Raw genomic sequence first — 20,686 nt, 5'->3', positions numbered from 1 at the left:
AGAAAGATATTCTGAGCCAAATATCAGCCGAAATGCCTTATATTATTTTAGAATTTTTGCCACCTTACAGCCCAGATTATAATTTGATTGAGTTGGTCTGGCATTCAGCGAAAGAATATATAGCACATCGACTGTTTAAGTCAGTAGAAGAATTGTCAGAATTACTACATAGATTATTAAACGAAGGAGAAATGGTTATCAAATGGTAGCGAAAAATCAAAAATAAAGGCAATGCTATTTTATCCGGTTTAGCTGCGTAGCAGCTTACCCCCCTCAACTCCCTCAACTCCCTCAAACCCAGTACCAGTAACGATTAAAACTCCCTCAGTAACTCCCTCACAACTACCACCGACTACCCCCCTAACTCCCTCAAATGTGGGAGCTAGCCATAAAACGTTTGTAGAAGGCGACCGCGTGACAATTGTGGAAAACGACAACATCTATAAAGGGCAAACCGGGACTATAACCAAATCCCGCAAGGTTGCGGAGTGAACTGAACACACAATCCAATTGGAGAAAGAATCCCATTTTGCCCACGTGGTTGTCGTTACGGTTCCAACAGCCCCACACTTCCCTGTACTGATGAAGCTGTAGCAGTTCTGGCGGGTTAGGTATGTCAAAGAGCGCTTATAAATATCTAACAGCCACAACTGCTACAGGTTACCCAAAGCATTCTGTAACCGCTATATGTAACCGCTAGTTTTCTATCAACTCCTTGTGTCACGCGGTTCAACCTTAGAAATATCCTCTTGAATTTCTACCGCCGGAGAATTCGGGAGAATGTATCCATAATAAGTTGCTGCTGCTTCCCAATTATTTGGATACATTATTTGCAAAGTAAGAAGGTCTGGTCTGATAATTTCGGATTTTGAGGTAATTACCTCTGGATTAACCAAGGCTTCCGAGTACATCTCTTTGAATTCCTGCAAATACTCAGCGTTTTTGGACAATATCGGTCGTTGCGGTCATAAAGCAAGATTTTGGCTCGACAAAAATTAAGCCTTCAATCCAATCAACTCATAAACATTGAATGGGTTTCCTTCGGGTGTCAGTTGGGTCGAGTCTCTTTCTCTCACTTGAACATACTCCGCACAACTTTCATACGTCTTTTGACCAATCAAAATATCGCAGGCATATTGCTGCGTTTGTTGACTCAAATGATTAGCCACATTCACCCCATGCCCCACGGCAGTAAAGTCCATTCGTTGAGGGGAACCAACATTACCACAGAAAACACGATCTGTATTGATGCCGATTCCTATACTCAGCGGATGTTGCTCTTCTGGAAACCAGGAACTGTTGATTTCTGGTAGTCGCTCTCGCATTGCCAATGCCGTTTTAATTGCCATCAGTGGATGGTCTTCTAGGGGCATTGGTGACTTAAAAACTACCATAATCGTTGAGCCAATGTATTTATCTACTGTGCCTTGATGTTCAAAAACAGTCTCCACCATCACTTGAAAATAGTGGTGGAACAGCTCGACGCGAGTTTCTACTTCCATTTGCTGAGTTAAGCGCTCAACTCCGTAAAGATTTACGAAGAAAATGGAAACTTCTTTCTCTTCACCGTGAAAGTTTTTCAGTTGTTCCAGTAAGTCAGGATTGGGGCGAAAGTTTTTCAGTAATTCATCAAACTCATCAGATTCATTCGGCATATTAACCAAGGGTACGTTTTATAGATGGAACACTAACTGATATTCTGCCAAAGCCGATCGCGAGTCCGTTAAGAGCCACTCTAGCTGCCTGTAAAGACTTATGAACGATCAAGATATGAGCATATCCTGACCCAGGACTTAAAAGCGCTAAGGCTAGGTCAGGAAAACCAATATTGCGGGTATACACCAAACTCTGACAGGCATCTTGGTCTTAGATTAAAGTTGAGTTTTGCTTTTCTTCCAAAGTTTAACTAGCCGTTTAAAATCCTCATTCTCATCGTTGCTTAGCATCGCTTTCACCGCTTCTTTGACTCCCAATTCATGGACGCGGCAATAGACATCACGGGCTGCTGCGGGGTCATTGTCGGCGATCGCTTGGAGCGCACGCTCAACCAGTTCTAGTTCGTTTTCGTTGAGATTTGAGTCAGCAGCGGATTCTAAAACTAAATAACGCCTGTCAAGGAATTTTGGAATTAGAAAAACCCCAATAGTTGCCGAGTGCAATTAGCCCGGTTCCTCCTCACCCCCCGGAATTCTCCAAGGATCGATGCCGTTCTCTCTGAGTAAACGCTCAAAGTAGTCGCGCTCGGCTCTGGCTTCATCGTCAACCCAAAACGCTTCTCTGATATTGCGCTCAAGTTCTTGAACTCGCTGGCTGAGCAATTCGTTTCTTTCAGTCTCGGTGCGGGTAACGCCGAAAGCTTCGTCAAACCGACGTTCGAGAGATTCGGTAATCAGTCCCATGCTCATAGTCAAGGCAGCTTTGTTCCCCCGGTGAGCTTGCCACAGCCAGTAAGCGCTGGCAATTTCTGGAGGGACGGACAGAAACCGACTTTGCCCCCGACTACCGGGTTCAGACTCGATTTCGATTTCTTCTCGCTCAAAAATCGTACTCGTGTAACCTTCACCCAGCAAGCTTTCGCCGGCGTTTGAGCGTAAAAAATCGGACACGTTGCGCTGTTTGAGAGCCCGCTGCTTCGGCGACTTGGGTTTGGCTCATCCGATACGAGCCGTCTGGCACCATGAACCCATCGTGTAATGGAACCTATTTGCCAGATCGCCCCCCCAGTCCTTCTAGCTCGGCTCGGTTAAGGGCAGACCGGCTCGAAAAATCAACTCGGCAGTCAAGTTCAATTCCGGGAAAGCCAGCGATTCAACTCGGTCATCTCCCCGAAACTGTTTTACCTGATACTCGCCGTCAACCAACTGGCAAACCGAGAGCGTGGGTTGTTTGGGAGTGCCGATGAACTTGCGGCCGCCCAAACCGAGGTAGTCCGCAATCCAGTATTCGGGGATGCCCATTTCTTCGTAGTCGGCGAATTTGAGATGGTAATCGTCCCGCCAGTTCGTGCTGACGACCTCTACAGCCAGCCGTACCGAAGACCCCATCGCGATGATGGATTCCCTATCCCAGCGCGGTTCTCTCTGGCGCAGAGCTGCTTCGTCTAGGACAACTGCGTCTGGCAGGTAGCCCGCCTCGTTGCGGACGGGTTTGAGCAGGCAGTCGCCGGGGATGGAATAAGGTAAGGAGCGGCGGTCAATTTCGATTGATAGTTTTGAACGGATGAAACCTGTAACGCGGGAATGGCGACCAGTTCCTAAAGGCATTTCAACAATTGCTCCGTGGTGCAGTTCGTAGCGGCGAATAGAGTTCTCTGGATACCAGGCTGCGAACTCATCAAACGTGATTGTTTGGGGGATTGTTTGGGTTTGGCTCATAACATTTTCAGTTGGTAGACATTAGGTATGGAGTCAGCCCTATGATTTTCGGTCGCTTTCACTTTCAGGGCGATCGTTCCGCTGATTCTGTTCTATGTACTGTTTGACCAAATCGATAAGCACTTCATTCATGTTTTTTCCGTTCAACGCACAAATAGCCTTGAACCGTTCTCGAAGCGTCCGAGAAGGAAATGTGACTTTCAAGGTGGGTACTGGTTCTGTAGTTTTTCGCTCGGTCACTGGGATATCTAATGCAATTACTTTATATATCCCAGACTACCCGTTAAAGCTCGTTTTTTGCTTAATGGGTCAATAGACGCATACGGGATGTTTGCATTAAACATCCCGTATGAGTTATCATACACCCACGAACGCCTGCAAACCAAGCAGAAGCATAAAACAGTTATCTGTACTTCCGATATGGTTGCTTCACTAAGCTTTGTTAGCGTCAAAAACCCCAAACCACACCCCGCCCCCTATGACTGGAAATCGAATGGGGCAGGGTGTGGCACTCACATTAATGAGGTTTTTCAATCATGACACAACCGCAGATACCGATACCCGCTGAATCGGCTGCAACTTTTTCGGCAGCACCTGCACCCGCAGCCGCATCAGAACCAGGTACAACAGCAACTTCCGCTTTGTACCGCCAGTTGTTGGCATCTGTTAGCGCGATGCCGCACCGGGAACTGAGCGCTTTGATGGAAGCCTCCGTCTATTCGTTCCGTCAAAGCGATACCCTCACCCGCGCTATCAAAGAATGCTCCACGATCGAATTATTCGGGGATAAGTGGCCTCTGGCTTTCGACTTCCTGCCAACATCCGCTGAAGCTTTGAGTTTGGTGCGAGCGATCGCCGACCAATTCTCGTGCAGCCAACTCCATCCATGCTGGCAAGAACTCCTGACAACCAGTACCGCCACTCAGAAGAAGGCGCTCATTGAAGGCATCGCCTACGCCCAGCACTACTCCTGCACTGTGTGGGAGGCATTAGGAGAGTGTTCCGTCTTAGAGTTGTTTCCAATATCTGAACATTTAAATGTTTGGATGTCTGAAAGTGAAGCGCTGCAAATGGTTCGCTTGCTCTCGGGTTCTCTGTTAGCCCAAAGTTCAGAGACATTGCCCAATGCCGGTGACGGGAGGGACGATCGATGAAAGCACTCAGAAGCCATCAATTTCGGTGGAGCGTTACCGTTACCCGCAAGTACAATCCACCCCGCAAGATCGTAGTGTTCGGGCGATCGCCAGCAGAAGCCCTCCAAGGTGCCGTATCTTCTGCCCGCGAAGTCTGGGGTATCTGGGATGCCAAATCGTTTAGCGCGCCGGAAAGAAAATAATTTTTTTTTGATTCTTCGTTAGCTACTTCGAGCGACTCCGAAAACAGCTAACGAAAGAATCAGAGTTTCAAGCGTTTTAGCTAATAAGTAGCCAATCAAATGCCTGTAGACGTAGCTGTTTTTAACAGCCGATGCGGCCAATGGAACCATCGAGTTTACTAAAATTGGGAGTCACGGCAAGCAGTCGAGATGTGTTTGGCTGCGGTACGGGAGGTAAAGCATTCCAGAAAGCGACAGACTGGTATCATGCCCTTGAGTCAACATTTGGAAAGGTTGGGGAATAGCAGCAAATTGGGGTAAAAGTCAAGCGCTCCATTACCAAGAAATACGGTATTAGTAGTTGTTTTCATTTTCCTTGATGATGCGATAATAAAATGGCAGAGATGGGGAACCTGCAATTGTGGAACTAACAAAATACAGTTGGTGGGGCGAACCTAACGAACCGCCACCACACCTGAAAACTAAAAAGCAACTCGGAGAACTTGGTTTATCGCCTCTGAAACCTTCAGGCGTTATTCCTACTCGAAAATACGACGTGTTCCTTTACGATATCCACAATCTTGAATGCTGCCGACCCAAAAGAAAGCCTACCCAAAAGCAGTTGCAAACCCTTGCTGCCAACCGGCTCAAAGCCAAAATCAAGCGTGATTATCAAGAATGGTATCGCGAAGTAGGTTTCATAGAAAAAGATAGAGTGAGTGCTGTTCTTTGGGCAAGAGAACAATTAAGCCAGAACGATTTGGTGATTCTGGATACTGAAACAACGGGGTTAGATGATGCGGAAATTGTAGAGATAACAATTATCGATCGTCTCGGTGAAATGTTGCTGGATGCGCTCATAAAGCCCTCAATTCCGATACCCGCAGAAGTAACAGACATTCACGGCATAACTGATGCAATGGTAGCCGATGCTCCTACTTTTACCGAAGTCTATCCCCGCATTGCCGAAGTGCTTGAGGATAAACGGATTTTGATATACAATGCCGAATTCGACATCAAAATATTAAATTACTGCTGCCACCTTCACAACTTGCCAAGTTTAAATTTAAAAGAACGTTCCGAATGCCTGATGGAATGGGCGGCACAGTGGGGAGGAGATTGGAGCTACTATTACAAAGATTATAAGTATTTCCCTTTATCGAGCGGGAACCACCGAGCGTTGGGAGATTGCATAGCAGCCCTCCAATTAATTAAGAAGATGGCAGCGGATTCGGATCGAATCAATTGCCCCGTGCCGATTCCTGAGAGTAAGCGCAAATCCAACAGTCAATGACGCCGCCTTCTTCGGGAGAGAATGCCAGCAGTCTGGAAGAAGAAGCTTATGATGAAGCAATTGGAGTTATCCCCAAAACAATGACCAACCCCGAACCCGTTGACTATGCTGCTCTTATCCGCGCTGTGACTCCCAACAGCGAACGAAAGCATCCTGAGTGGCTAGACCCTGGGCAGCCGCTCAGTTCTCCCAAGTACGGACAAGGCGAGGTTATGTCTTGGATGGGTAACACACTTATAGTGAAGTTTCCCGGATACTCGGTTCCCGTTCTATACAAAGATTGGCAGCAAGCTGTTGAAAGGAATGAAATCGCCCCTGGGAACGTACCTAAAACACCTGAATCCTTATCCAAAGCTGAAGAAAATGGTGCAGGTGAAATACAGTCTGCTAGCTTTTCTCAGGTAAGTGCAGCAGAAATTGCCGCTATTCCTCAACCTCAATTTAGAGCGATCGCACTTGAGTTAGCTTCAAATCTTAGCGCTGTTCGCATTACCCCTCCCGCATCTGGTTCGTTGTACGCCATTCCACAAGACTTACCCTCCCCCTTACAAAATGCTCTTCAGGGATTGGGAATTCACCAACTGTATTCGCATCAAATTGAAGCCTTAGATTGCTTGCGGAAGGGCTGCGATTTAAGTATTGTGACTCCTACAGCATCGGGAAAAAGCCTGTGCTACAACCTCCCCATTCTCGAAGATTGTTTGAATCGCCCTCAAACTTCCGCGCTCTATATCTTTCCGCTGAAAGCTCTAGCTTTCGATCAGTTTCGCAAACTGCAACGTATTGTCGAAACCTTTCCCCCGGAACAGCGTGTAAAAGTGGGGCAAATGACAGGCGATACTCCCTATACCGAACGTTTGGGACTCTTTGTGCCTCATCTCCCTAATATTTTAGCGGTCAGTCCCGACTTGCTGCACCATCAATTAGCAAAGATTCCTCGCGTCTCACAATGGGAACCCTGGCGGAAATTCCTGCGACGATTGCGGTGGGTAGTGATTGATGAAAGTCATACCTATACAGGCGCGTTTGGAGCTCATTTTACCAACCTAATGCGCCGTTTGCGTAGGGCTGTTGACAGCGTGGGAGGCAACAGCAGCAAGCTCCAATTTATTTGTTCTTCCGCTACAATTGGCAACCCCCGAGACATGGCAATGAGATTTAGCGGTAGAACGTCTCAACCCGATCGCTTGCATTTAATTGAAAGCAGCGGGGCGGGTACGGCTGGAAAAACTGTTTTGTGTTTAGCTCCCAGCGAAACAGCGAATTCCGATGCTTGCAAGATTGTTTTAGCTTGGCTGCAACAAGACTTGAGCGGAATTGTTTTTTGCAATAGTAGAGGAGCCGTTAAAAAACTCGTAGATTTAATTCAAAAAGAAAGTACGCGACAGGGAAATAGTTATTTAGCGCAAAAAGTGACGGCTTTCTACGGCTCTTTAAAAAGTGAGCGTCGCCAAAATATCATCAGTCAACTGGGAACAAGAAAACTTAAAGTAATTATTTCCACATCAGCACTAGAAGCAGGTCTGGATTTACCGGAATTAGATTGCTGTTTGGTGAAGGGATATCCCGGTTCAATTATGTCCTTTCGTCAACGCCTTGGACGTGCTGGAAGAATCAGTCCGGGATTGGTAATTTTCTTGCCAGTTGCCCAAAGTTCCTTAGACTACTATTACGGCAAGCATCCCGAACAATTGCTCACAGGAGAAGCAGAAAGCGCCGCATTCAATCCCAATTATCCCACCATTGTGAGCAAGCACCTGGAATGCTGCTGTGTCGAAAGCGGTTTGCCTGCTGTTGAGGTTGAAAGTCGATTTGAGGCTGTGGGAGGTGCCGTTGCTGAGGGACTGCTGGATCAAAACAGACTTTCCCTTTCTCCCAATAGTACGCTCCGAGGGCGAGGAGAACCTCATGGGCGAGTCAATATTAGAGGCAACGCTATAGATGCTATTGAATTAATTGACGAGAATACGGGAGAATCCTTTGAAGAAATGTCGCGTGACATTGCCTATCGAGAAGTCTTTCCCGGTGCAATTTATACAGCTTTTGATGAAGGCAATACTTTAGTGACTTATCGGTGTCAAAGCTTAGATATCGAGCAGAACAAAGCAATACTCCAGCCTTTTGAAGAAGACGCTAGCTTATTTACTGAACCTGATGTAGGTTTACAAATCGAACTTTTAGAAAAGCTAGAAGAACCCCGCATTATTCCTACCAGCTTACCCGAAGCAAGGCTGAGATTAACTTTGGGATGGGGGAAGATTACCTCAGAAGTTACGGGATATAAGCTTTGTAAAAGAGAATATCGACAAACTTGCACTAATGTCAAATGCCGTCCCCACCAACAACCTCTTGAAGGCAAAGTATGCCCGTCTTGTGGTCAGACTTTGAAATCGATCGAAATAAGTAAGCTTATTCAAATAGTAAGATTCGATCCGTCCTATCAAATACAATATGAAGCTCCCGTCGTTAAAGTCGAAGTCAACCCGGCTCTAATTGCAGCAATTACAGGCGAAGTTAACCGCCAAAAAGCTAGTGCAAAAGCCCAATATGGAGATGATATACCTCAAGATTTGGAAGGTTTGTTTAAAAGTCATCCAATTGCAGTTGCGTTGCACAGTATGGCTCATCAAATTCAACTAGCTGTTCCCCTAGTCGTGCTTTCCTCTACTCACGATGTGAACTCTACGGTAGAGCAAGATGATTCGGGTATCATCGCCTATTTTTTTGATACCACAGATGGGGGAAATGGAGCATCTGAAGAAATCGGGAAGCAGTTACCGTTATTCGCTGCTAAAGCCATGTTTCTAGCCTTAAATTGCGAGTGTTCGGACGGCTGCCCTAAATGCTTGATTCAGATTGGCTGTCCCCAACAAAACCAGGGACTGCACAAGAAAGTCGGTCTGTTTCTGCTTGAAGCAATAGCTACAAATTCTTCAATTTAACAGCCGATAAATTGTCCGGTTCCGATTCCTGGTAAAAATTCATGATATCCCAATCAATGCCATCATCAGGGAACAGGGATAATTGCCCCGGTGATACGTTAGACTGACCCCTATTGTGATACGAAAGGTGACACGCGGTACACAGAGCGATTAAGTTTTCAGGGCGGTTGTCCTCCGGTATCCGATTGCGGTGGTGCACCGCCAAAGTTAAAGCGCATCGTTCAGATTTGGTTAAGCCGCTTTGTTTGCCGGGTCGGAGTTTACCGGGTCGGAGGCATTGTTGATGGCACTTAGCGCAGCGCCACCCTGCGTTTTCTTTCACCGAGAGCGCAATCTCTTGCCAATTGTCGGGATACCTCTTTGGTTTTGCCACAGCTCATTTCTCCAACAATATGGCGATCGCTCTGTTATCGAAGTGAAAGTAAATTCTAAATTATCAGCAGTCAAGGTCAACTTCAACGCTTTCTTGATTCTCCCACAGGAATTCTACCAGTAAGCGAAAATCTTCGAGTTCGGGCTCGAACCCGCAACCTGCTTCCCAAGCCTCGGTTAAAGCTGCCCCTCCTTCGGGAGTGTCGGGTTTTTGGCGCACCCGAGTGAAGAAATTGGTTTTGATGCGGGCTTCTGATGGGTTAATCCCCGACCTCACCAGTGGCAGCTTGAATGGGCGAAGGCTGCTGTGGGAAGGATGTCGGCGTAGTCGGTGTCCAGCAAATTGATTTGTTCGAGCGACCAGTCAGTCATTTTTTGCATCCCATATTTCTTAGTGCCTCCCCATCATTTCACGCTTGTCTGACTCTTGAGCGATCGCCAAGTGAGAGCACACAAAATACACAGCAGCAGAAACTCGCTTGACGATCGCACACAGTCCCGGCCACCCCTGGGTTTTTTAACTTGCTATCCTCAAGTTGGCTTACTGGTAGAGGTAAGCCTTTTCGATTTATTCGGACTCACTCAATGGCTACGGCTACCAATGTCTATTTGATGCTGTATCCTAAACCTGCTCTTGCCAAAGTGCTTTTGGATAAGCCAGGATTGCTCAAAGAGGTGTGGCAGGCGCTCGATCGCATTTCTGATCAGACGTTGATGGGTGAGGGGCGCGTGTATGGGGGTGGGTTGCATAAGCTGGAGCCGAGGGAATTGGGTAATGCTCTAGCTGAGAAGATTCTTGAGATTAGATTTTACCCGAATTGTTCACCGACTAGCCTCGTAGTCTAACGGTCGTGTTCAGCGGCGGCTAGAGTCTTTTGTGTCTCACTGATAATCTCTATTCCGTCCGCTGCAACACAGTTGTTAGACTGTTTCTAACACCCAAACTACAAGAAAGTGATTTTCAAGGTTGAATTTTGATTGATTTTATAAAAATTCTCTCTAATCACAGTAGCATCACCACTAATGTGAAGCTTATCCAAAAAATCAATGAAATCAGGGAGAGCTATTTGGCTTTTTAAGGATTCATCTAGCATCCCAAAAATTGCTTCTGCTGTCATTTCTCTGTTTTCGATTTCAGGGTTAAGCCTTAATTCAGCAAGAATGTACTTCTCGCTCTTTTTAAGCTTGACTTTCTCAATATCAATAAGCAATGGCAGAACGGTAGGCAGAACATATCCGGGAATACTATCAAACCCAGACAGGTATAAGAGCCCAGCTAGTGATGCAGCCACTAGACTCGTTTTCAAAACGTTATTACTAACTTTCACTGTCCAACCTCCCGGCTCTAAGGCTAGCTGCTGATTAGAGTGGGGGTTTCCAGAATAGTATAAAAACGAGGAAGAGAACACCGACCTTGCTTCTTCATCAAGAAAGCCACTTTCAGTTTCTGGAACATTTGAGTTCCAGAAACGCAATACATCTGCCTCGGAAACAGTAGAATTCGAGGAACCGTCTTCAATCAAATCAAAAATATTAATGAAATCCGTCATTATCAAACTCCTTTCGTGCAAAGTTGGATTGCATTGCATTAAAACTGAAACACATTTCTTCTTGCATAAGATGTTTTAGCACGAGGCTCACATCTGCTTTATAGTGTTCAAACTTTTCTGCATCTTGGGAAAGCTTTTCTCCAAGTTTAAAGCTCTCTACAAAGTAGATAATAGCACTTGCTGTTAGTTCGCTACAAGGAGCCAAAAATAGAATACTATCATTATCGCGCTCGCACGAAAAGACGAGTGTAATAACAGATATCTCCTCTGATTGGAGGCTTACCAGATTCAAGTTGATTTGCTCATACCGATTAATCAGTGTTCTTTCGATATGCTCGAATGGAGACAAGTCAAACAAAATAGTTTTTTGCCCAACCTTATTAATCACTTCTCTCCACTTATTCGTCCATTGTTTAGTCGCCATTAAGATCATTGAGGTATTGCTGAAAATTTTAATAGCGGAATAATTGTCAACCTCTATCAATTGCTCAGCTTCTTCAAGCAAATAAATCCTTATTACCTTTTGACCGTTCTCAAGATCATATTTCCTGAATCCAACGACAAAATCTTCTTCATTTTTCAGTAATAGCTCCCTATCTTGATCTGAAATACTATATTGATTAATTAGACTTTCTTTTGTTCTGGAGACAAGGAAGTAATACTTAATCTCACCGCTTGTATTTGAAAGGTTTTCCCATTCTCTTCTTTCAATAGAACTGAAATCATAAATTCTCATCTCTATTGGAGATTCTGCTATGTAGAGGGCTTCCCTTGTAAAACTTTTTAAGTCATACAATAGACTTTCCGATTCCGTGTTAGCAATAAGTGGAATCCTTGCACGCTCAAATGGATATATTTTGTTTACAGCACTCAATAATTCATCCAAATACCCTAAGTGTTCTCCTGTAATGAAACATTCTTGCCCAACTTGTGAGAACATTTCTTTCATAGAAGCATCCAGATAGGCACTTAATTCCTCAGACAAATTTTCATATTCCGTGTCTGATATAGAGCTAAATTTAAAGTCATTCCTGGTTAGTATACACAACAAATAATTTGTATCAAAGCTATTATTGTTTTCAATAAATACTTCCAACCACTTGTCCCAATGCTTCTGATTTAGAACAGCACTAATTAATCTTAAGCGAGAATCAGGATAGTGTTTGGTTCTTATTTTTGCAACGGAAAAATCTCTGATATTTGGCAAGCAGACTGCATAGAAAATAGGGTTTTGTAAACAGGCTTTTATGATACTTTCCAACGCAATTATCTTCAAAAAAATACTTGCTCTCTGGGGTAACAGGCTCTCAGCTTGATTAATGTACTTTTTGTATTCAGGATATTGATCGATAAAGGTTTCCCGGTTAAGACTATGATTTTCAGAAGCTTGAAAAGCTAACAGACTGGTATAAGTTGCATATATTTCGTGGGATTCCCTACAATTGTTGGTTAAAGCACGGAGGAGCTCCAGATACTCATGATTTTGAGTTTCTCTTGCAAGATATGCGATGGCAATCAATATGTTTCCATATACAGTTGAATGGTTTAAAGCGTAGTGAAGTGATTCATGTAAGCTAGTGAGCTGAGCGAACGTAGGATTGCTCTCTCCCCCATCCAGAATTAATTTCCAGTTGAGATGATCGTATGATCCTTTACTTGCACTTTGCCCACTGATTAGCAACTCGACCAGTCTGGAATAATCACTTTGCATTAGGGAGTGTCTGAATATCTCGACGGTTAACAAACTAAATCTTAACCGTGACAAAAAACTAGCACAGCCACTATCACTATATAAGCAGTCTAACTATTAATTGTGCCGTAGTTGCGGTCTAACACACCATTATAGCCCATAAAACCGCAAACATTTAATTCCTAAATCTACGCTTTTCCACAGGGTCTACCCAAATTGTGCAAAATCCTTCTGTAGCTGGCCTTCCCTCCACCTCCAGAGTCACCCCCAGACGCTTGACATCTTTTTTACATTCTAGATCAGTAAGACTATCCGCATTCCACTTCATCAAATTCCGAGCAAACTTCCCCTCAGCGCTAGTTGCCCAGTCCAAAGCCTCCACCTGTTCTTGAGGCAGGTGAATCGGCTCCCCCGGCGCAAATCCCCCTCAGACCAAAGTAAACCTATCCATCTCATCAAAGCACCACACCAACACACAACGTCGTCAACAGAATACCCGCCATCACCAAAGAACGCGCAGAAGTCGCTACCCTCGTCAATTCTGTCTGACGAACCAGAGAACTGACAGCAAAAGCAATTTCCCCGACTAAGTTTTCATTGCATCGTAGCCAATAAAACTAACGATCGCCCAATCACTATGAACGATCGCCTCACACCGAATCATCGATCCACCCGCAAGCCGAACAATCCCAATGAACCGGGGGCGTTCCGTACTGGGGATAAGTCATTTCACATTGGGGACACCGACCAGTAAACAGTGGGTGCGTGTCCAAAAGTTCTAACTGTTGCTCTGGTGTCCACCGCTGCTGTGGTTGCAGAATGAGTTCGCCGTTGTAGTAGCTTGCCCCTTCGGGTTCCCACAGTTCATCGGGTTCCGCATTAGGGTTTTCTCGAAAGTCAATGCAAGTATCGGTGTTAGGGCCTGTCGGATGAACTGCACAGACGAGGTATGGGTTGCGGGCGTAGAGCAAGCATCGATCGCACTCATGGATTTTGGGCATGGCGGAGGTGTTGAGGTTTTGGGTTTGGGTTTAGTTTCCCAAAAATTGAGGTGTTGGTGGCGATCGCAAATGGCGTTGTGTAGCGATAGCTTGCGTAATTGGGCGTAACTTGTTGCTGAAAGTGCCAGACTAGAAATAGCGATGAGGGCACCATTTTAAGGCGTTGAGGAGGGTTTGATGAGCAAAACAGGATTAGGCATTCAAGAATTACTGTATTATGAGCGATCGCAAATTCTCGCCATTGCCCAAAAGCACGGAGCCTACAACGTGCGCGTATTCGGTTCGGTAGCACGGGGCGAAGCGACCCCAGAAAGTGATATTGATTTGTTAGTGGATTACGATTTAGAAAAAATTACGCCTTGGTTTCCAGGTGGGTTATTGCTTGATTTAGAACAACTACTCAATCGTAAGGTCGATATCGCCACAGTGGATATGTTGAAAGAACGTATTCGGGAGCGCGTTTTACAGGAGGCTGTACCACTTTGAGACGAGAAGCGGAACGGCTGCAAGATATATTAGATGCAATAGCTGCAATTGAACGATATGCTAGCCTTGGCAGGCAGGCATTTGATAACCAAGAATTGATTCAAATTTGGATTGTTCATCACCTCCAGATTATCGGAGAAGCAACAAATGCGTTATCGTCCGAGTTAACTAGCCGATATTCTCAAGTCCCTTGGGCGCAAATTGTAGCGTTTAGGAATCTGGTAGTGCATGAATATTTCCGAGTGTCGCTGAACCTAGTTTGGGCGATCGTACAAAATAATTTACCTCCGTTGAAGGTAACAGTACAACAGATTTTACAGGAGTTGCTAGATACGTGAGTTCAGCAGCGTTTCTGGCAGCAGCGTTTCTGGCAGCAGCGTTTCTGGCAGCAGCGTTTTTCCCCAGAGTTTCTGATGACCGTAAAAGCGCCCCGTGGTCTAATGCACTGCCAGCATCTTTATTCGCCACAGAAGAAGGGAGAACGCATGAGCGAGGGACTTCAACGCCCCTGGACGATCGATTGGGTATTCTGCTCGTCCTGCACATCGACTGCATTTACTGAAAGCCTTGTAAGCGTTACTGAATTCACTGCGAGTTCAAGTGGTTTTTCGATCGGCTTCCCCAAATAAAGAATACCGAGAGAAAAAGCACTTCCTAAAAACAGCGATTCTTCTAATAAGAAGGTGAAAACACGAATCGGTTAGAATGTTTTCTGACAAAGAAGTGCGGGAGAAACTGGTTTCTAGTTGTCGTATCACATTGCGCGACTGGCACGCAGTTTGGGCAAGCCGAGGAAAAAGGTGCAATTTGCGATCGCAGATTCGATCGAGTATCCAAGGCAAACATTAGCAGGCAGGCTTTCTGCGACAAGGAGATCGGACTGCCCAAAGCACAAGCTCTAGCATTGAGATATGCGTTCGCTTCCAATCTGCACAGGACTTAAGCAAAAAAATCGGTTTTCTAGGATCGTCGTGCATAAGTCCTGCTGCATACAGTACAGCAGGCGCGGTGAAACTCCTGATTATTCCTAAGTCTGCTTGTATAAAGATGCGAGCCACTCTTCCGCTATCAACGATGCCTCAAGACTTCTCCCATCAAAATCTCCGAGGACGCAATTTCAAAGGTCAAGACCTTACAGGTGCAAACTTCATGGGTGCAGACATCCGAGGTGCAGACTTCACCAATGCCATCCTCATAGAAGCTGACTTCACCCGTGCCAAAGCCGGACTGCAACGCCGCCGGACAATTTTTCTAGTAACTATCTCACTATTTCTATCGTTAATATCGGGATTGATGTCAGCCCTTGCTGGTTTTTGGGTAGCAGTTTTTTTCACTCCAGATAACATCAAACAGTACACCATTTTTCCCGGTGTGGTTGTGTTGATAGTTGTGGCAATCTTCTTTATAGCTACTATCCGCCAAGGTATAGGCACAGCGGCAGGGGCAGTGGTAGTGGCAGGGGCAGTGGCAGTGGTAGTGGCAGTGGCAGTGGCAGTGGCAGGGGCAGCGGCAGGGGCAGGGGCAGTGGCAGGACTAGGTATTTACATTGCTTGGCGTGCCCTGGCTGGGGATGAGAAACACGCCTTTGTTCGCAAAATTGCCATTGCTTTTGCCACTACAGGCGGCACTAGCTTTCGCAATGCCGATTTAACTGATGCCAATTTCACTAAGGCAACTCTCAAAAGTACAGATTTTAGAACAGCCAATCTCACTCGCACTTGCTTCCGCAATACAGAAAGACTCGATCGCGCGCGAGTCGGTAATTCAATATTAGCTGATACCCGCGTCCGAGAATTACTCATCACTGGCAATGGCTACAAAAAATCATATTTCCGTGCGGATCTCCAAGGAGCAAACCTGACAGGTGTTAATCTCAACGAGGCTAATCTCAACGAGGCTAATCTCAGCAAAGCAACTTTGCATCAAGCTAATTTGGAATGGGCATACCTCACTGAAACTCAAGCTTTAGCAACAGATTTTACAGAAGCTTATTTTACAGGTGCTTGTTTGAAAGCTTGGAACATTGACGCTAATACAAAGCTCGATCGCGTTGACTGTCGGTTTGTTTATCTTCTGGAAAACGCCAAACCGGGAACTGACGATCGCGAACGCCGCCCCAGCAGTGGCGAATTTAGACGCGGAGTATTTACCAAACTGTTTGAAGAAGTTTTAAATACCATTGACCTAATTTTTGATAAAGGAATTGACTGGAAAGCCTTTGTCGCCGCCTTCAAAAAAGTAGAAGCAGAAAATGAAGGCACTGAACTCGCTATCCAGAGTATTGAAAACAAAAGCGATGGCGTGGTTGTCGTCAGAGTCAGCGTTCCTCCAGATACTAATAAGGAAAAAATTCATAGTGAATTTACGCAAAATTATCAACTTGCACTTAAAGAACTAGAAAAATACAAAAACTTCTATGAAGAAGAGCGGAAAAAATATTCAGATATGCACGAAATTGTTAAATTATTAGCTAACCATTCTCATGTAACTCAAGTTAACTCAATATCGATGAGTGACTCTGTGCAAGAAAACAATCAATATAACCTGCCAGATGCCAATAGAGTTAGCTTAACATCGGAGAGTAACCCTGTGCAAGAAAACAATCAATACAACCTGCCAGATGCCAATGAAGTTAGCTCAACATCGGAGAGTAACTTTGTGCAAGAAAACAATCAATACAACCTGCCAGATGTCACAGTAGCAGGCAGCAATATCGGGACAAACCACGGCATTCAAATAGGTACACAGTTTAACTACGCCGTTGAACAAAATCTAGCTAAAGCCGCAGAAGATATTGATAAGCTACAATTTAACACTGAAACAACACAGATTGAAGAGAAGACTAAACATCTAGAGCGACCTAAGTTTTCTGTAGTATATCCAGAAAATATATCTTATGATAAATGGCATTCACTGTATTTTTTTATGTATAGTCAAGAACTTTCAAAAATTGTTAAAACAAAAATAAATAAGCTAACTAAGATAACAAAGATTAAACGTGGCTGGGATTATGAAAAACATTCGTCAATATTCTCTAGTGTAATTCCTGAAGGCAGCCTTGTAGAAATAAGCTGGTTTTCAGAAGAAGTAAAAGTTAATCCAGAAAAAATATCATTTAATTGGTTTGAAGATTTTCAGGAATTTAACTTCAGAATAAAATACCAGAAAAGCAAAGAAATTAATGAAAAAATAAATCTGGGTTTATTAGATTATGTATATTTGCATATTGATATATCTGTAAATACCTTACCTGTCATTTTTCCTATTACCTTAGCGATCGGAATAGGTAACACTCAGGATTCAAAGATATCAACTATAGATTTGGGTTTGATCGAAACTATTTTTGCATCATATTCAGAGGCAGATGACGAAGTAGTAGAGGATTTCAAAGAAAAGTATGAAGCTATTGGAATTTCAATGTTTACAGAAGCAATACCTTATCGCAATCCAGGAGTTAGAGATCAAGCATTGCAAATGCAAGAACTTTTTGGAATAATTGAGTCTAGTGATATTTTTCAGCTTTTCTGGTCATCTTCAGCACAGCAGTGTGAAGGTGTAAAAAGAGAAACGGCGAAGGCAATAGAGTTAATACAGGATGGGAAAAAGCCTAATTTCTTTAGAGGTGTTTACTGGGAAGAACAATTTCCAGAATTACCTGCCGAAATGGTAGGTATGCCATTCTCCAAACTTCCTCGGTTGAGAGCTTATCGCAAGGAAAAAGCAGGTTTAGTGAATGCTATAGAACGGGAAGCTGCCAGACCTATAGCTATAACAACCACAGCTATAGCCGAGAGTAGATCTGACTCAGATAGTTTCGATATTAATCAAAGTCATGCAGTCACTCCTAGCGCAGCAATAGCTAAAGACCAAGCCACACAACAATTCAACCTTTCTAGTGTTACATCAGAACCACAGTGTACACCTGAGCAAATATTGGTACAAAATTTACTTAGAAAGTTGCAACAATTTATTAAACCTATTGTAAAAAAAATAGGTCTTATAGTTAAAAGTTTGCTCAATTTTAGGTGAAAGTTTGAATTATTGTGTTGATTGGCATCTCCTTAAACTTGCCCAGCCTGCTAGATTATAAAAATGCCTAAACTTTCCATAGTAGCACAAAATTATTTTGCAATAGGTCTAATAATATTTTGTACGAAGTTGCATCCAAACTGCGCCAGCCCGATGCTGCCATTGAAATTGCCAACTCTGCAATCTCAAAGTAGGCGTAAGCCTGCGAAAAATCAGCGTTCTACCTTAACGTTCCCAAACTTGACATACAGCCCAACCCGCCCGCCATGCCCAAACTTCCCGAATGCGATCGCTGCCTCCTCTTTGCCCGCAACCCACACCTCGTCTGTGCCGTGCATCCCACAGGCCCTAACACTAATACTTGCATTGATTTTCGAGAAGACCCCGACGCCGAACCGGAGGAACTATGGGAACCCGAAGGTGCAAGCTACTACAACGGCGAACTTATCCTGCAACCGAGGCAGCGGTGGACACCAGAGCAACAATTAGAACTGCTGGACACCCACCCCTTGTTTACCGGCCGCTGTCCCCAATGTGAAATGACTTATCCCAAGTACGAAACGCCGCCGGTGCACTGGGACTGCCCGGAGTGCGGGTGGATGGACGATTCGGTTTGAGGCGATCGCAAAAGCTTTCAGTTATCTGGTTCGCCAAACCAAATTGACTGGGGAGCTGCTTCTTCGCGTTCTTTAGTATCTGCGGTTATCCGGATCTGCCGTTTGGTGTTTGTATTTTGAGAGAATTAATGGGTTTGTTTTGGTGGCAAGGAGAGTTTGCGCTCCTTGCAACGAGTTCATCTGACAAAGCGAGCAAGGAAAAGCTCTGCGCGGTGGATGACTAGCGCCCTTGGTAAAGTTGGCTCGGAATTTGATGAAGTGGAATTCGGATAGTCTGACTAATTTAGAGTGTAAAAAGGATGTTCGGCGTTTGGGGGTGACTCTGGAGGTGGCGGGAAAGCCTGCTACTTAAGGATTCTGCATGATTTGGGTAGAATCTGTGGAACAGCGTAAATTTAAGAATTAATATTAATGGCTGGAGTTTTAGGAGCTTAAAATATGTCTGATATCTTTAACATCGATCAGAGTAAGGCGACCCATCCTAGCACTAACTTGGCGAAAGATAGTTCTAAACAACAAGTGAATGTTACAACTAATGTTCAAGCGCAAAAACAGAGCTTAGTTGATGCTGTTTCAGAAATTGAGGAACTGCTTAATGACTTAGCACAGCGATATCCGCCGAATGCTTCTGAACGTCAGAAGCAGATAGTCTTACAAATGGAGCTTGAACAGCTAGCCCAAAATGATCCATCGTTAAGAGATCGTTTTTTGGCTGCTGCAAAGGCAGGCAGCCTTGAGCTTGTTAAAGTTCTCACTAATAATCCTTTCGTAACTGTATCCTTAGAAACGGCGAAGGGATGGTTTGAAGCAGAGTCAGGTCATAAGTATAAGTAGAAAACGATCGTCAAACTTGACAAATCCAATCCAGCTCCTAGCCAATTACGCGCCAGCATCCACGAAGAAAGAAAATGGCATCAAGTTGCCTAAGAAATCTTACCAGCACAAGACGGGTTATTTGACTTCGGGGAAGTAGCGCAAGCTGAGAACATCGACATCAACATCACTCAAAGTTTTGGGTTCCATCCCGTACAAATCATTCAGCACCGCCTTGACGTTCGGAAACGCAAAATACTCTGTCAGTTTCCCAATGCGATAATTAAAAGCTTTGTAGCGGTGCTTGAAGTACAGCTCCACATTCCCCCGGTGTTCCCACAGTCCCAGCAAATTGACGGTCACATCCGAGTAATGCGCTTTCACATCCCGCTGCACTTCGGCGATGCGTTCCTCGATCGATCGAGTTGTCACCCCAATTTTATAGAAGCAGCTTTCGTCAGCTTTGACTTCCAGAAAATAGAGCGAATTCACCAGAATCCGACGAAGCTGCGCTCGATAAATCAGCAAATCAGCCCGCCGTTCTTCCAAACAAGATAAACCCGCAGCTTCCGCAATCTCTACAGAGCCTTCCAACTTCATTAACTCTGACAGCAGCAAAGGTTCTTGGACTTGGTTGAACAACACCAGGGGAAGCGCGCCGACGGGGATTTTACCCAAGTCGGTAAAGTGATAAGTGCGTAGGAACGGGGCGTAGCCATCGCCCGACGACTCCACCAATCCTTTGAGTTCCCACCGAAAGTTTACCAAGTCTTTGGGAATGGCGTAATTTTGTGCGCCGTACTCTTTCCACAGCACCTTCAACTGTTCTAATTCCTCACCCTTAAGCTGGATGTTGAAGCTGTCGTAGAGAGGCAGCGATGGGAAAGCTTTGGTTTTAATCCGCTGACTGACGAACTTGCAAGTTTTTTCACTGTGTGCGAAGTGATGTTCTTTCACCGAGCCCTTTTTCGCTGTCAATCCGCCACCGCAGTAGAGACAAGTTAGCTGAGTTTTTCCGCGCACAACTTCATCAATGCTCGCCAGTTCGCCACTGGGAGCAACACCAAATTTTAGCCACATTGTCAAAAGTTCTCCTAAAAGCAGGTTTTGGAGATGCACCCGCTCCACATGACCAACGATTCTAACAAATCCAGGGGTTAGGGCTTCTGCCTTGGGAAAGAAAGCGATCGGCACTCGATGCTC

Annotated in this window: 28 protein-coding genes; 15 read left to right on the top strand and 13 right to left on the bottom strand. The window is 44.8% G+C overall.

Annotated features, from left to right (window positions below; genetic code table 11):
• Window positions 1-209 (top strand): transposase (locus tag E5S67_RS16540; protein WP_172189069.1); only part of this gene is annotated, 209 nt, incomplete at its 5' end.
• A 498-nt stretch (window positions 210-707) separates the two neighbouring features.
• Here the strand turns inward: E5S67_RS16540 and E5S67_RS16535 are convergent.
• The 6 genes from E5S67_RS16535 to E5S67_RS16510 form a co-directional block, all read right to left on the bottom strand.
• Window positions 708-950: a hypothetical protein gene (locus E5S67_RS16535; RefSeq protein WP_172189067.1), complete on the bottom strand. Its 243-nt coding sequence runs from the start codon at window positions 948-950 to the stop codon at window positions 708-710.
• 45 nt (window positions 951-995) lie between these two features.
• Complete coding sequence (locus E5S67_RS16530; RefSeq protein WP_172189065.1) at window positions 996-1,655, bottom strand: adenylate/guanylate cyclase domain-containing protein; 660 nt, start codon at window positions 1,653-1,655, stop codon at window positions 996-998.
• Window positions 1,656-1,871: 216 nt separating this feature from the next.
• The gene (locus E5S67_RS16525) at window positions 1,872-2,159 is read right to left on the bottom strand and encodes a hypothetical protein (protein WP_172189063.1); all 288 of its coding nucleotides are present in this window, start codon (window positions 2,157-2,159) and stop codon (window positions 1,872-1,874) included.
• Window positions 2,160-2,606: a hypothetical protein gene (locus tag E5S67_RS16520; RefSeq protein ID WP_246276819.1), complete on the bottom strand. Its 447-nt coding sequence runs from the start codon at window positions 2,604-2,606 to the stop codon at window positions 2,160-2,162.
• A gap of 123 nt (window positions 2,607-2,729) precedes the next feature.
• On the bottom strand, window positions 2,730-3,374 hold the full coding sequence (locus tag E5S67_RS16515; RefSeq protein ID WP_172189061.1) for a Uma2 family endonuclease: 645 nt from the start codon (window positions 3,372-3,374) through the stop codon (window positions 2,730-2,732).
• A gap of 39 nt (window positions 3,375-3,413) precedes the next feature.
• On the bottom strand, window positions 3,414-3,614 hold the full coding sequence (locus E5S67_RS16510) for a hypothetical protein (protein WP_172189059.1): 201 nt from the start codon (window positions 3,612-3,614) through the stop codon (window positions 3,414-3,416).
• A gap of 296 nt (window positions 3,615-3,910) precedes the next feature.
• Here E5S67_RS16510 and E5S67_RS16505 point away from each other — a divergent pair, with 296 nt between their 5' ends.
• The 5 genes from E5S67_RS16505 to E5S67_RS16485 all read left to right on the top strand — a co-directional run bounded on the left by E5S67_RS16505 (window position 3,911) and on the right by E5S67_RS16485 (window position 8,925).
• Complete coding sequence (locus E5S67_RS16505; RefSeq protein WP_172189057.1) at window positions 3,911-4,528, top strand: hypothetical protein; 618 nt, start codon at window positions 3,911-3,913, stop codon at window positions 4,526-4,528.
• Window positions 4,525-4,710: a hypothetical protein gene (locus E5S67_RS16500; RefSeq protein WP_172189055.1), complete on the top strand. Its 186-nt coding sequence runs from the start codon at window positions 4,525-4,527 to the stop codon at window positions 4,708-4,710. Before E5S67_RS16505 ends, E5S67_RS16500 begins: the two co-directional genes overlap by 4 nt.
• Before the next feature lie 140 nt (window positions 4,711-4,850).
• Complete coding sequence (locus E5S67_RS16495; protein ID WP_172189053.1) at window positions 4,851-4,994, top strand: hypothetical protein; 144 nt, start codon at window positions 4,851-4,853, stop codon at window positions 4,992-4,994.
• A gap of 116 nt (window positions 4,995-5,110) precedes the next feature.
• Entirely contained in the window at window positions 5,111-5,983 is an 873-nt protein-coding gene (locus E5S67_RS34440) for an exonuclease domain-containing protein (protein WP_172189052.1), read from the top strand.
• The gene (locus tag E5S67_RS16485) at window positions 5,980-8,925 is read left to right on the top strand and encodes a DEAD/DEAH box helicase (protein WP_246276818.1); all 2,946 of its coding nucleotides are present in this window, start codon (window positions 5,980-5,982) and stop codon (window positions 8,923-8,925) included. The genes E5S67_RS34440 and E5S67_RS16485 overlap by 4 nt, the downstream gene beginning before the upstream one ends.
• On the opposite strand, the gene E5S67_RS16480 is transcribed toward E5S67_RS16485, so the two are convergent.
• Entirely contained in the window at window positions 8,906-9,298 is a 393-nt protein-coding gene (locus tag E5S67_RS16480) for an HNH endonuclease (protein ID WP_172189051.1), read from the bottom strand. The genes E5S67_RS16485 and E5S67_RS16480 overlap by 20 nt on opposite strands.
• A 63-nt stretch (window positions 9,299-9,361) precedes the next feature.
• The gene (locus tag E5S67_RS16475) at window positions 9,362-9,574 is read right to left on the bottom strand and encodes a hypothetical protein (protein WP_172189050.1); all 213 of its coding nucleotides are present in this window, start codon (window positions 9,572-9,574) and stop codon (window positions 9,362-9,364) included.
• A gap of 308 nt (window positions 9,575-9,882) precedes the next feature.
• Here E5S67_RS16475 and E5S67_RS16470 point away from each other — a divergent pair, with 308 nt between their 5' ends.
• Window positions 9,883-10,143, top strand: coding sequence for a hypothetical protein (locus E5S67_RS16470; RefSeq protein WP_246276817.1), 261 nt, complete (start codon window positions 9,883-9,885; stop codon window positions 10,141-10,143).
• A gap of 98 nt (window positions 10,144-10,241) precedes the next feature.
• On the opposite strand, the gene E5S67_RS16465 is transcribed toward E5S67_RS16470, so the two are convergent.
• The 4 genes from E5S67_RS16465 to E5S67_RS16455 all read right to left on the bottom strand — a co-directional run bounded on the left by E5S67_RS16465 (window position 10,242) and on the right by E5S67_RS16455 (window position 13,538).
• The gene (locus tag E5S67_RS16465) at window positions 10,242-10,847 is read right to left on the bottom strand and encodes a hypothetical protein (RefSeq protein ID WP_172189049.1); all 606 of its coding nucleotides are present in this window, start codon (window positions 10,845-10,847) and stop codon (window positions 10,242-10,244) included.
• A complete protein-coding gene (locus tag E5S67_RS16460) occupies window positions 10,831-12,558 on the bottom strand; it encodes a hypothetical protein (protein WP_172189048.1) in 1,728 nt (575 codons plus the stop codon). The genes E5S67_RS16465 and E5S67_RS16460 overlap by 17 nt, the downstream gene beginning before the upstream one ends.
• A 154-nt stretch (window positions 12,559-12,712) precedes the next feature.
• Window positions 12,713-12,919 carry a DUF6753 family protein gene (locus E5S67_RS34775; RefSeq protein ID WP_422614753.1) on the bottom strand — a complete coding sequence of 69 codons (207 nt, stop codon included), beginning with the start codon at window positions 12,917-12,919 and terminating at the stop codon, window positions 12,713-12,715.
• Window positions 12,920-13,187: 268 nt separating this feature from the next.
• A complete protein-coding gene (locus E5S67_RS16455; RefSeq protein WP_172189047.1) occupies window positions 13,188-13,538 on the bottom strand; it encodes a hypothetical protein in 351 nt (116 codons plus the stop codon).
• 177 nt (window positions 13,539-13,715) lie between these two features.
• Here E5S67_RS16455 and E5S67_RS16450 point away from each other — a divergent pair, with 177 nt between their 5' ends.
• The 8 genes from E5S67_RS16450 to E5S67_RS16425 all read left to right on the top strand — a co-directional run bounded on the left by E5S67_RS16450 (window position 13,716) and on the right by E5S67_RS16425 (window position 19,504).
• Window positions 13,716-14,024, top strand: a complete 309-nt coding sequence (locus tag E5S67_RS16450; RefSeq protein ID WP_172189046.1) for a nucleotidyltransferase family protein — start codon at window positions 13,716-13,718, stop codon at window positions 14,022-14,024.
• Complete coding sequence (locus tag E5S67_RS16445) at window positions 14,021-14,362, top strand: HepT-like ribonuclease domain-containing protein (protein WP_172189044.1); 342 nt, start codon at window positions 14,021-14,023, stop codon at window positions 14,360-14,362. Before E5S67_RS16450 ends, E5S67_RS16445 begins: the two co-directional genes overlap by 4 nt.
• Window positions 14,359-14,586, top strand: coding sequence for a hypothetical protein (locus E5S67_RS16440; protein ID WP_172189042.1), 228 nt, complete (start codon window positions 14,359-14,361; stop codon window positions 14,584-14,586). The genes E5S67_RS16445 and E5S67_RS16440 overlap by 4 nt, the downstream gene beginning before the upstream one ends.
• Before the next feature lie 143 nt (window positions 14,587-14,729).
• Window positions 14,730-14,873, top strand: a complete 144-nt coding sequence (locus E5S67_RS32485; RefSeq protein ID WP_216670508.1) for a hypothetical protein — start codon at window positions 14,730-14,732, stop codon at window positions 14,871-14,873.
• Between the two features lie 225 nt (window positions 14,874-15,098).
• Complete coding sequence (locus E5S67_RS16435) at window positions 15,099-18,053, top strand: pentapeptide repeat-containing protein (protein ID WP_172189077.1); 2,955 nt, start codon at window positions 15,099-15,101, stop codon at window positions 18,051-18,053.
• A gap of 266 nt (window positions 18,054-18,319) precedes the next feature.
• Window positions 18,320-18,670, top strand: coding sequence for a hypothetical protein (locus E5S67_RS16430; RefSeq protein WP_172189040.1), 351 nt, complete (start codon window positions 18,320-18,322; stop codon window positions 18,668-18,670).
• A 229-nt stretch (window positions 18,671-18,899) separates the two neighbouring features.
• Window positions 18,900-19,022, top strand: a complete 123-nt coding sequence (locus tag E5S67_RS34770; protein WP_422614752.1) for a DUF6753 family protein — start codon at window positions 18,900-18,902, stop codon at window positions 19,020-19,022.
• Between the two features lie 86 nt (window positions 19,023-19,108).
• Entirely contained in the window at window positions 19,109-19,504 is a 396-nt protein-coding gene (locus tag E5S67_RS16425; RefSeq protein ID WP_172189038.1) for a hypothetical protein, read from the top strand.
• A gap of 117 nt (window positions 19,505-19,621) precedes the next feature.
• Here the strand turns inward: E5S67_RS16425 and E5S67_RS16420 are convergent, their stop codons facing one another.
• Window positions 19,622-20,677: a GIY-YIG nuclease family protein gene (locus E5S67_RS16420; protein WP_339382888.1), complete on the bottom strand. Its 1,056-nt coding sequence runs from the start codon at window positions 20,675-20,677 to the stop codon at window positions 19,622-19,624.
• Window positions 20,678-20,686: the final 9 nt, after the last annotated feature.

Origin of the sequence: Microcoleus asticus IPMA8 (assembly GCF_013179805.1) — a bacterium.
Classification (GTDB): domain Bacteria; phylum Cyanobacteriota; class Cyanobacteriia; order Cyanobacteriales; family Microcoleaceae; genus Microcoleus; species Microcoleus asticus.
This window is presented reverse-complemented; position numbering and strand designations above follow the sequence as displayed.

Bases quoted from the DNA above. Each gene is read 5' to 3' on its own strand.
- E5S67_RS16530 (WP_172189065.1), bottom strand. From the start codon at position 1,655: ATGCCGAATGAATCTGATGAGTTTGATGAATTACTGAAAAACTTTCGC.
- E5S67_RS16515 (WP_172189061.1), bottom strand. From the start codon at position 3,374: ATGAGCCAAACCCAAACAATCCCCCAAACAATCACGTTTGATGAGTTC.
- E5S67_RS16505 (WP_172189057.1), top strand. From the start codon at position 3,911: ATGACACAACCGCAGATACCGATACCCGCTGAATCGGCTGCAACTTTT.
- E5S67_RS16500 (WP_172189055.1), top strand. From the start codon at position 4,525: ATGAAAGCACTCAGAAGCCATCAATTTCGGTGGAGCGTTACCGTTACC.
- E5S67_RS16495 (WP_172189053.1), top strand. From the start codon at position 4,851: ATGGAACCATCGAGTTTACTAAAATTGGGAGTCACGGCAAGCAGTCGA.
- E5S67_RS16485 (WP_246276818.1), top strand. From the start codon at position 5,980: ATGACGCCGCCTTCTTCGGGAGAGAATGCCAGCAGTCTGGAAGAAGAA.
- E5S67_RS16470 (WP_246276817.1), top strand. From the start codon at position 9,883: ATGGCTACGGCTACCAATGTCTATTTGATGCTGTATCCTAAACCTGCT.
- E5S67_RS16465 (WP_172189049.1), bottom strand. From the start codon at position 10,847: ATGACGGATTTCATTAATATTTTTGATTTGATTGAAGACGGTTCCTCG.
- E5S67_RS16460 (WP_172189048.1), bottom strand. From the start codon at position 12,558: ATGCAAAGTGATTATTCCAGACTGGTCGAGTTGCTAATCAGTGGGCAA.
- E5S67_RS16455 (WP_172189047.1), bottom strand. From the start codon at position 13,538: ATGCCCAAAATCCATGAGTGCGATCGATGCTTGCTCTACGCCCGCAAC.
- E5S67_RS16450 (WP_172189046.1), top strand. From the start codon at position 13,716: ATGAGCAAAACAGGATTAGGCATTCAAGAATTACTGTATTATGAGCGA.
- E5S67_RS32485 (WP_216670508.1), top strand. From the start codon at position 14,730: ATGTTTTCTGACAAAGAAGTGCGGGAGAAACTGGTTTCTAGTTGTCGT.
- E5S67_RS16435 (WP_172189077.1), top strand. From the start codon at position 15,099: ATGCCTCAAGACTTCTCCCATCAAAATCTCCGAGGACGCAATTTCAAA.
- E5S67_RS16430 (WP_172189040.1), top strand. From the start codon at position 18,320: ATGCCCAAACTTCCCGAATGCGATCGCTGCCTCCTCTTTGCCCGCAAC.
- E5S67_RS16425 (WP_172189038.1), top strand. From the start codon at position 19,109: ATGTCTGATATCTTTAACATCGATCAGAGTAAGGCGACCCATCCTAGC.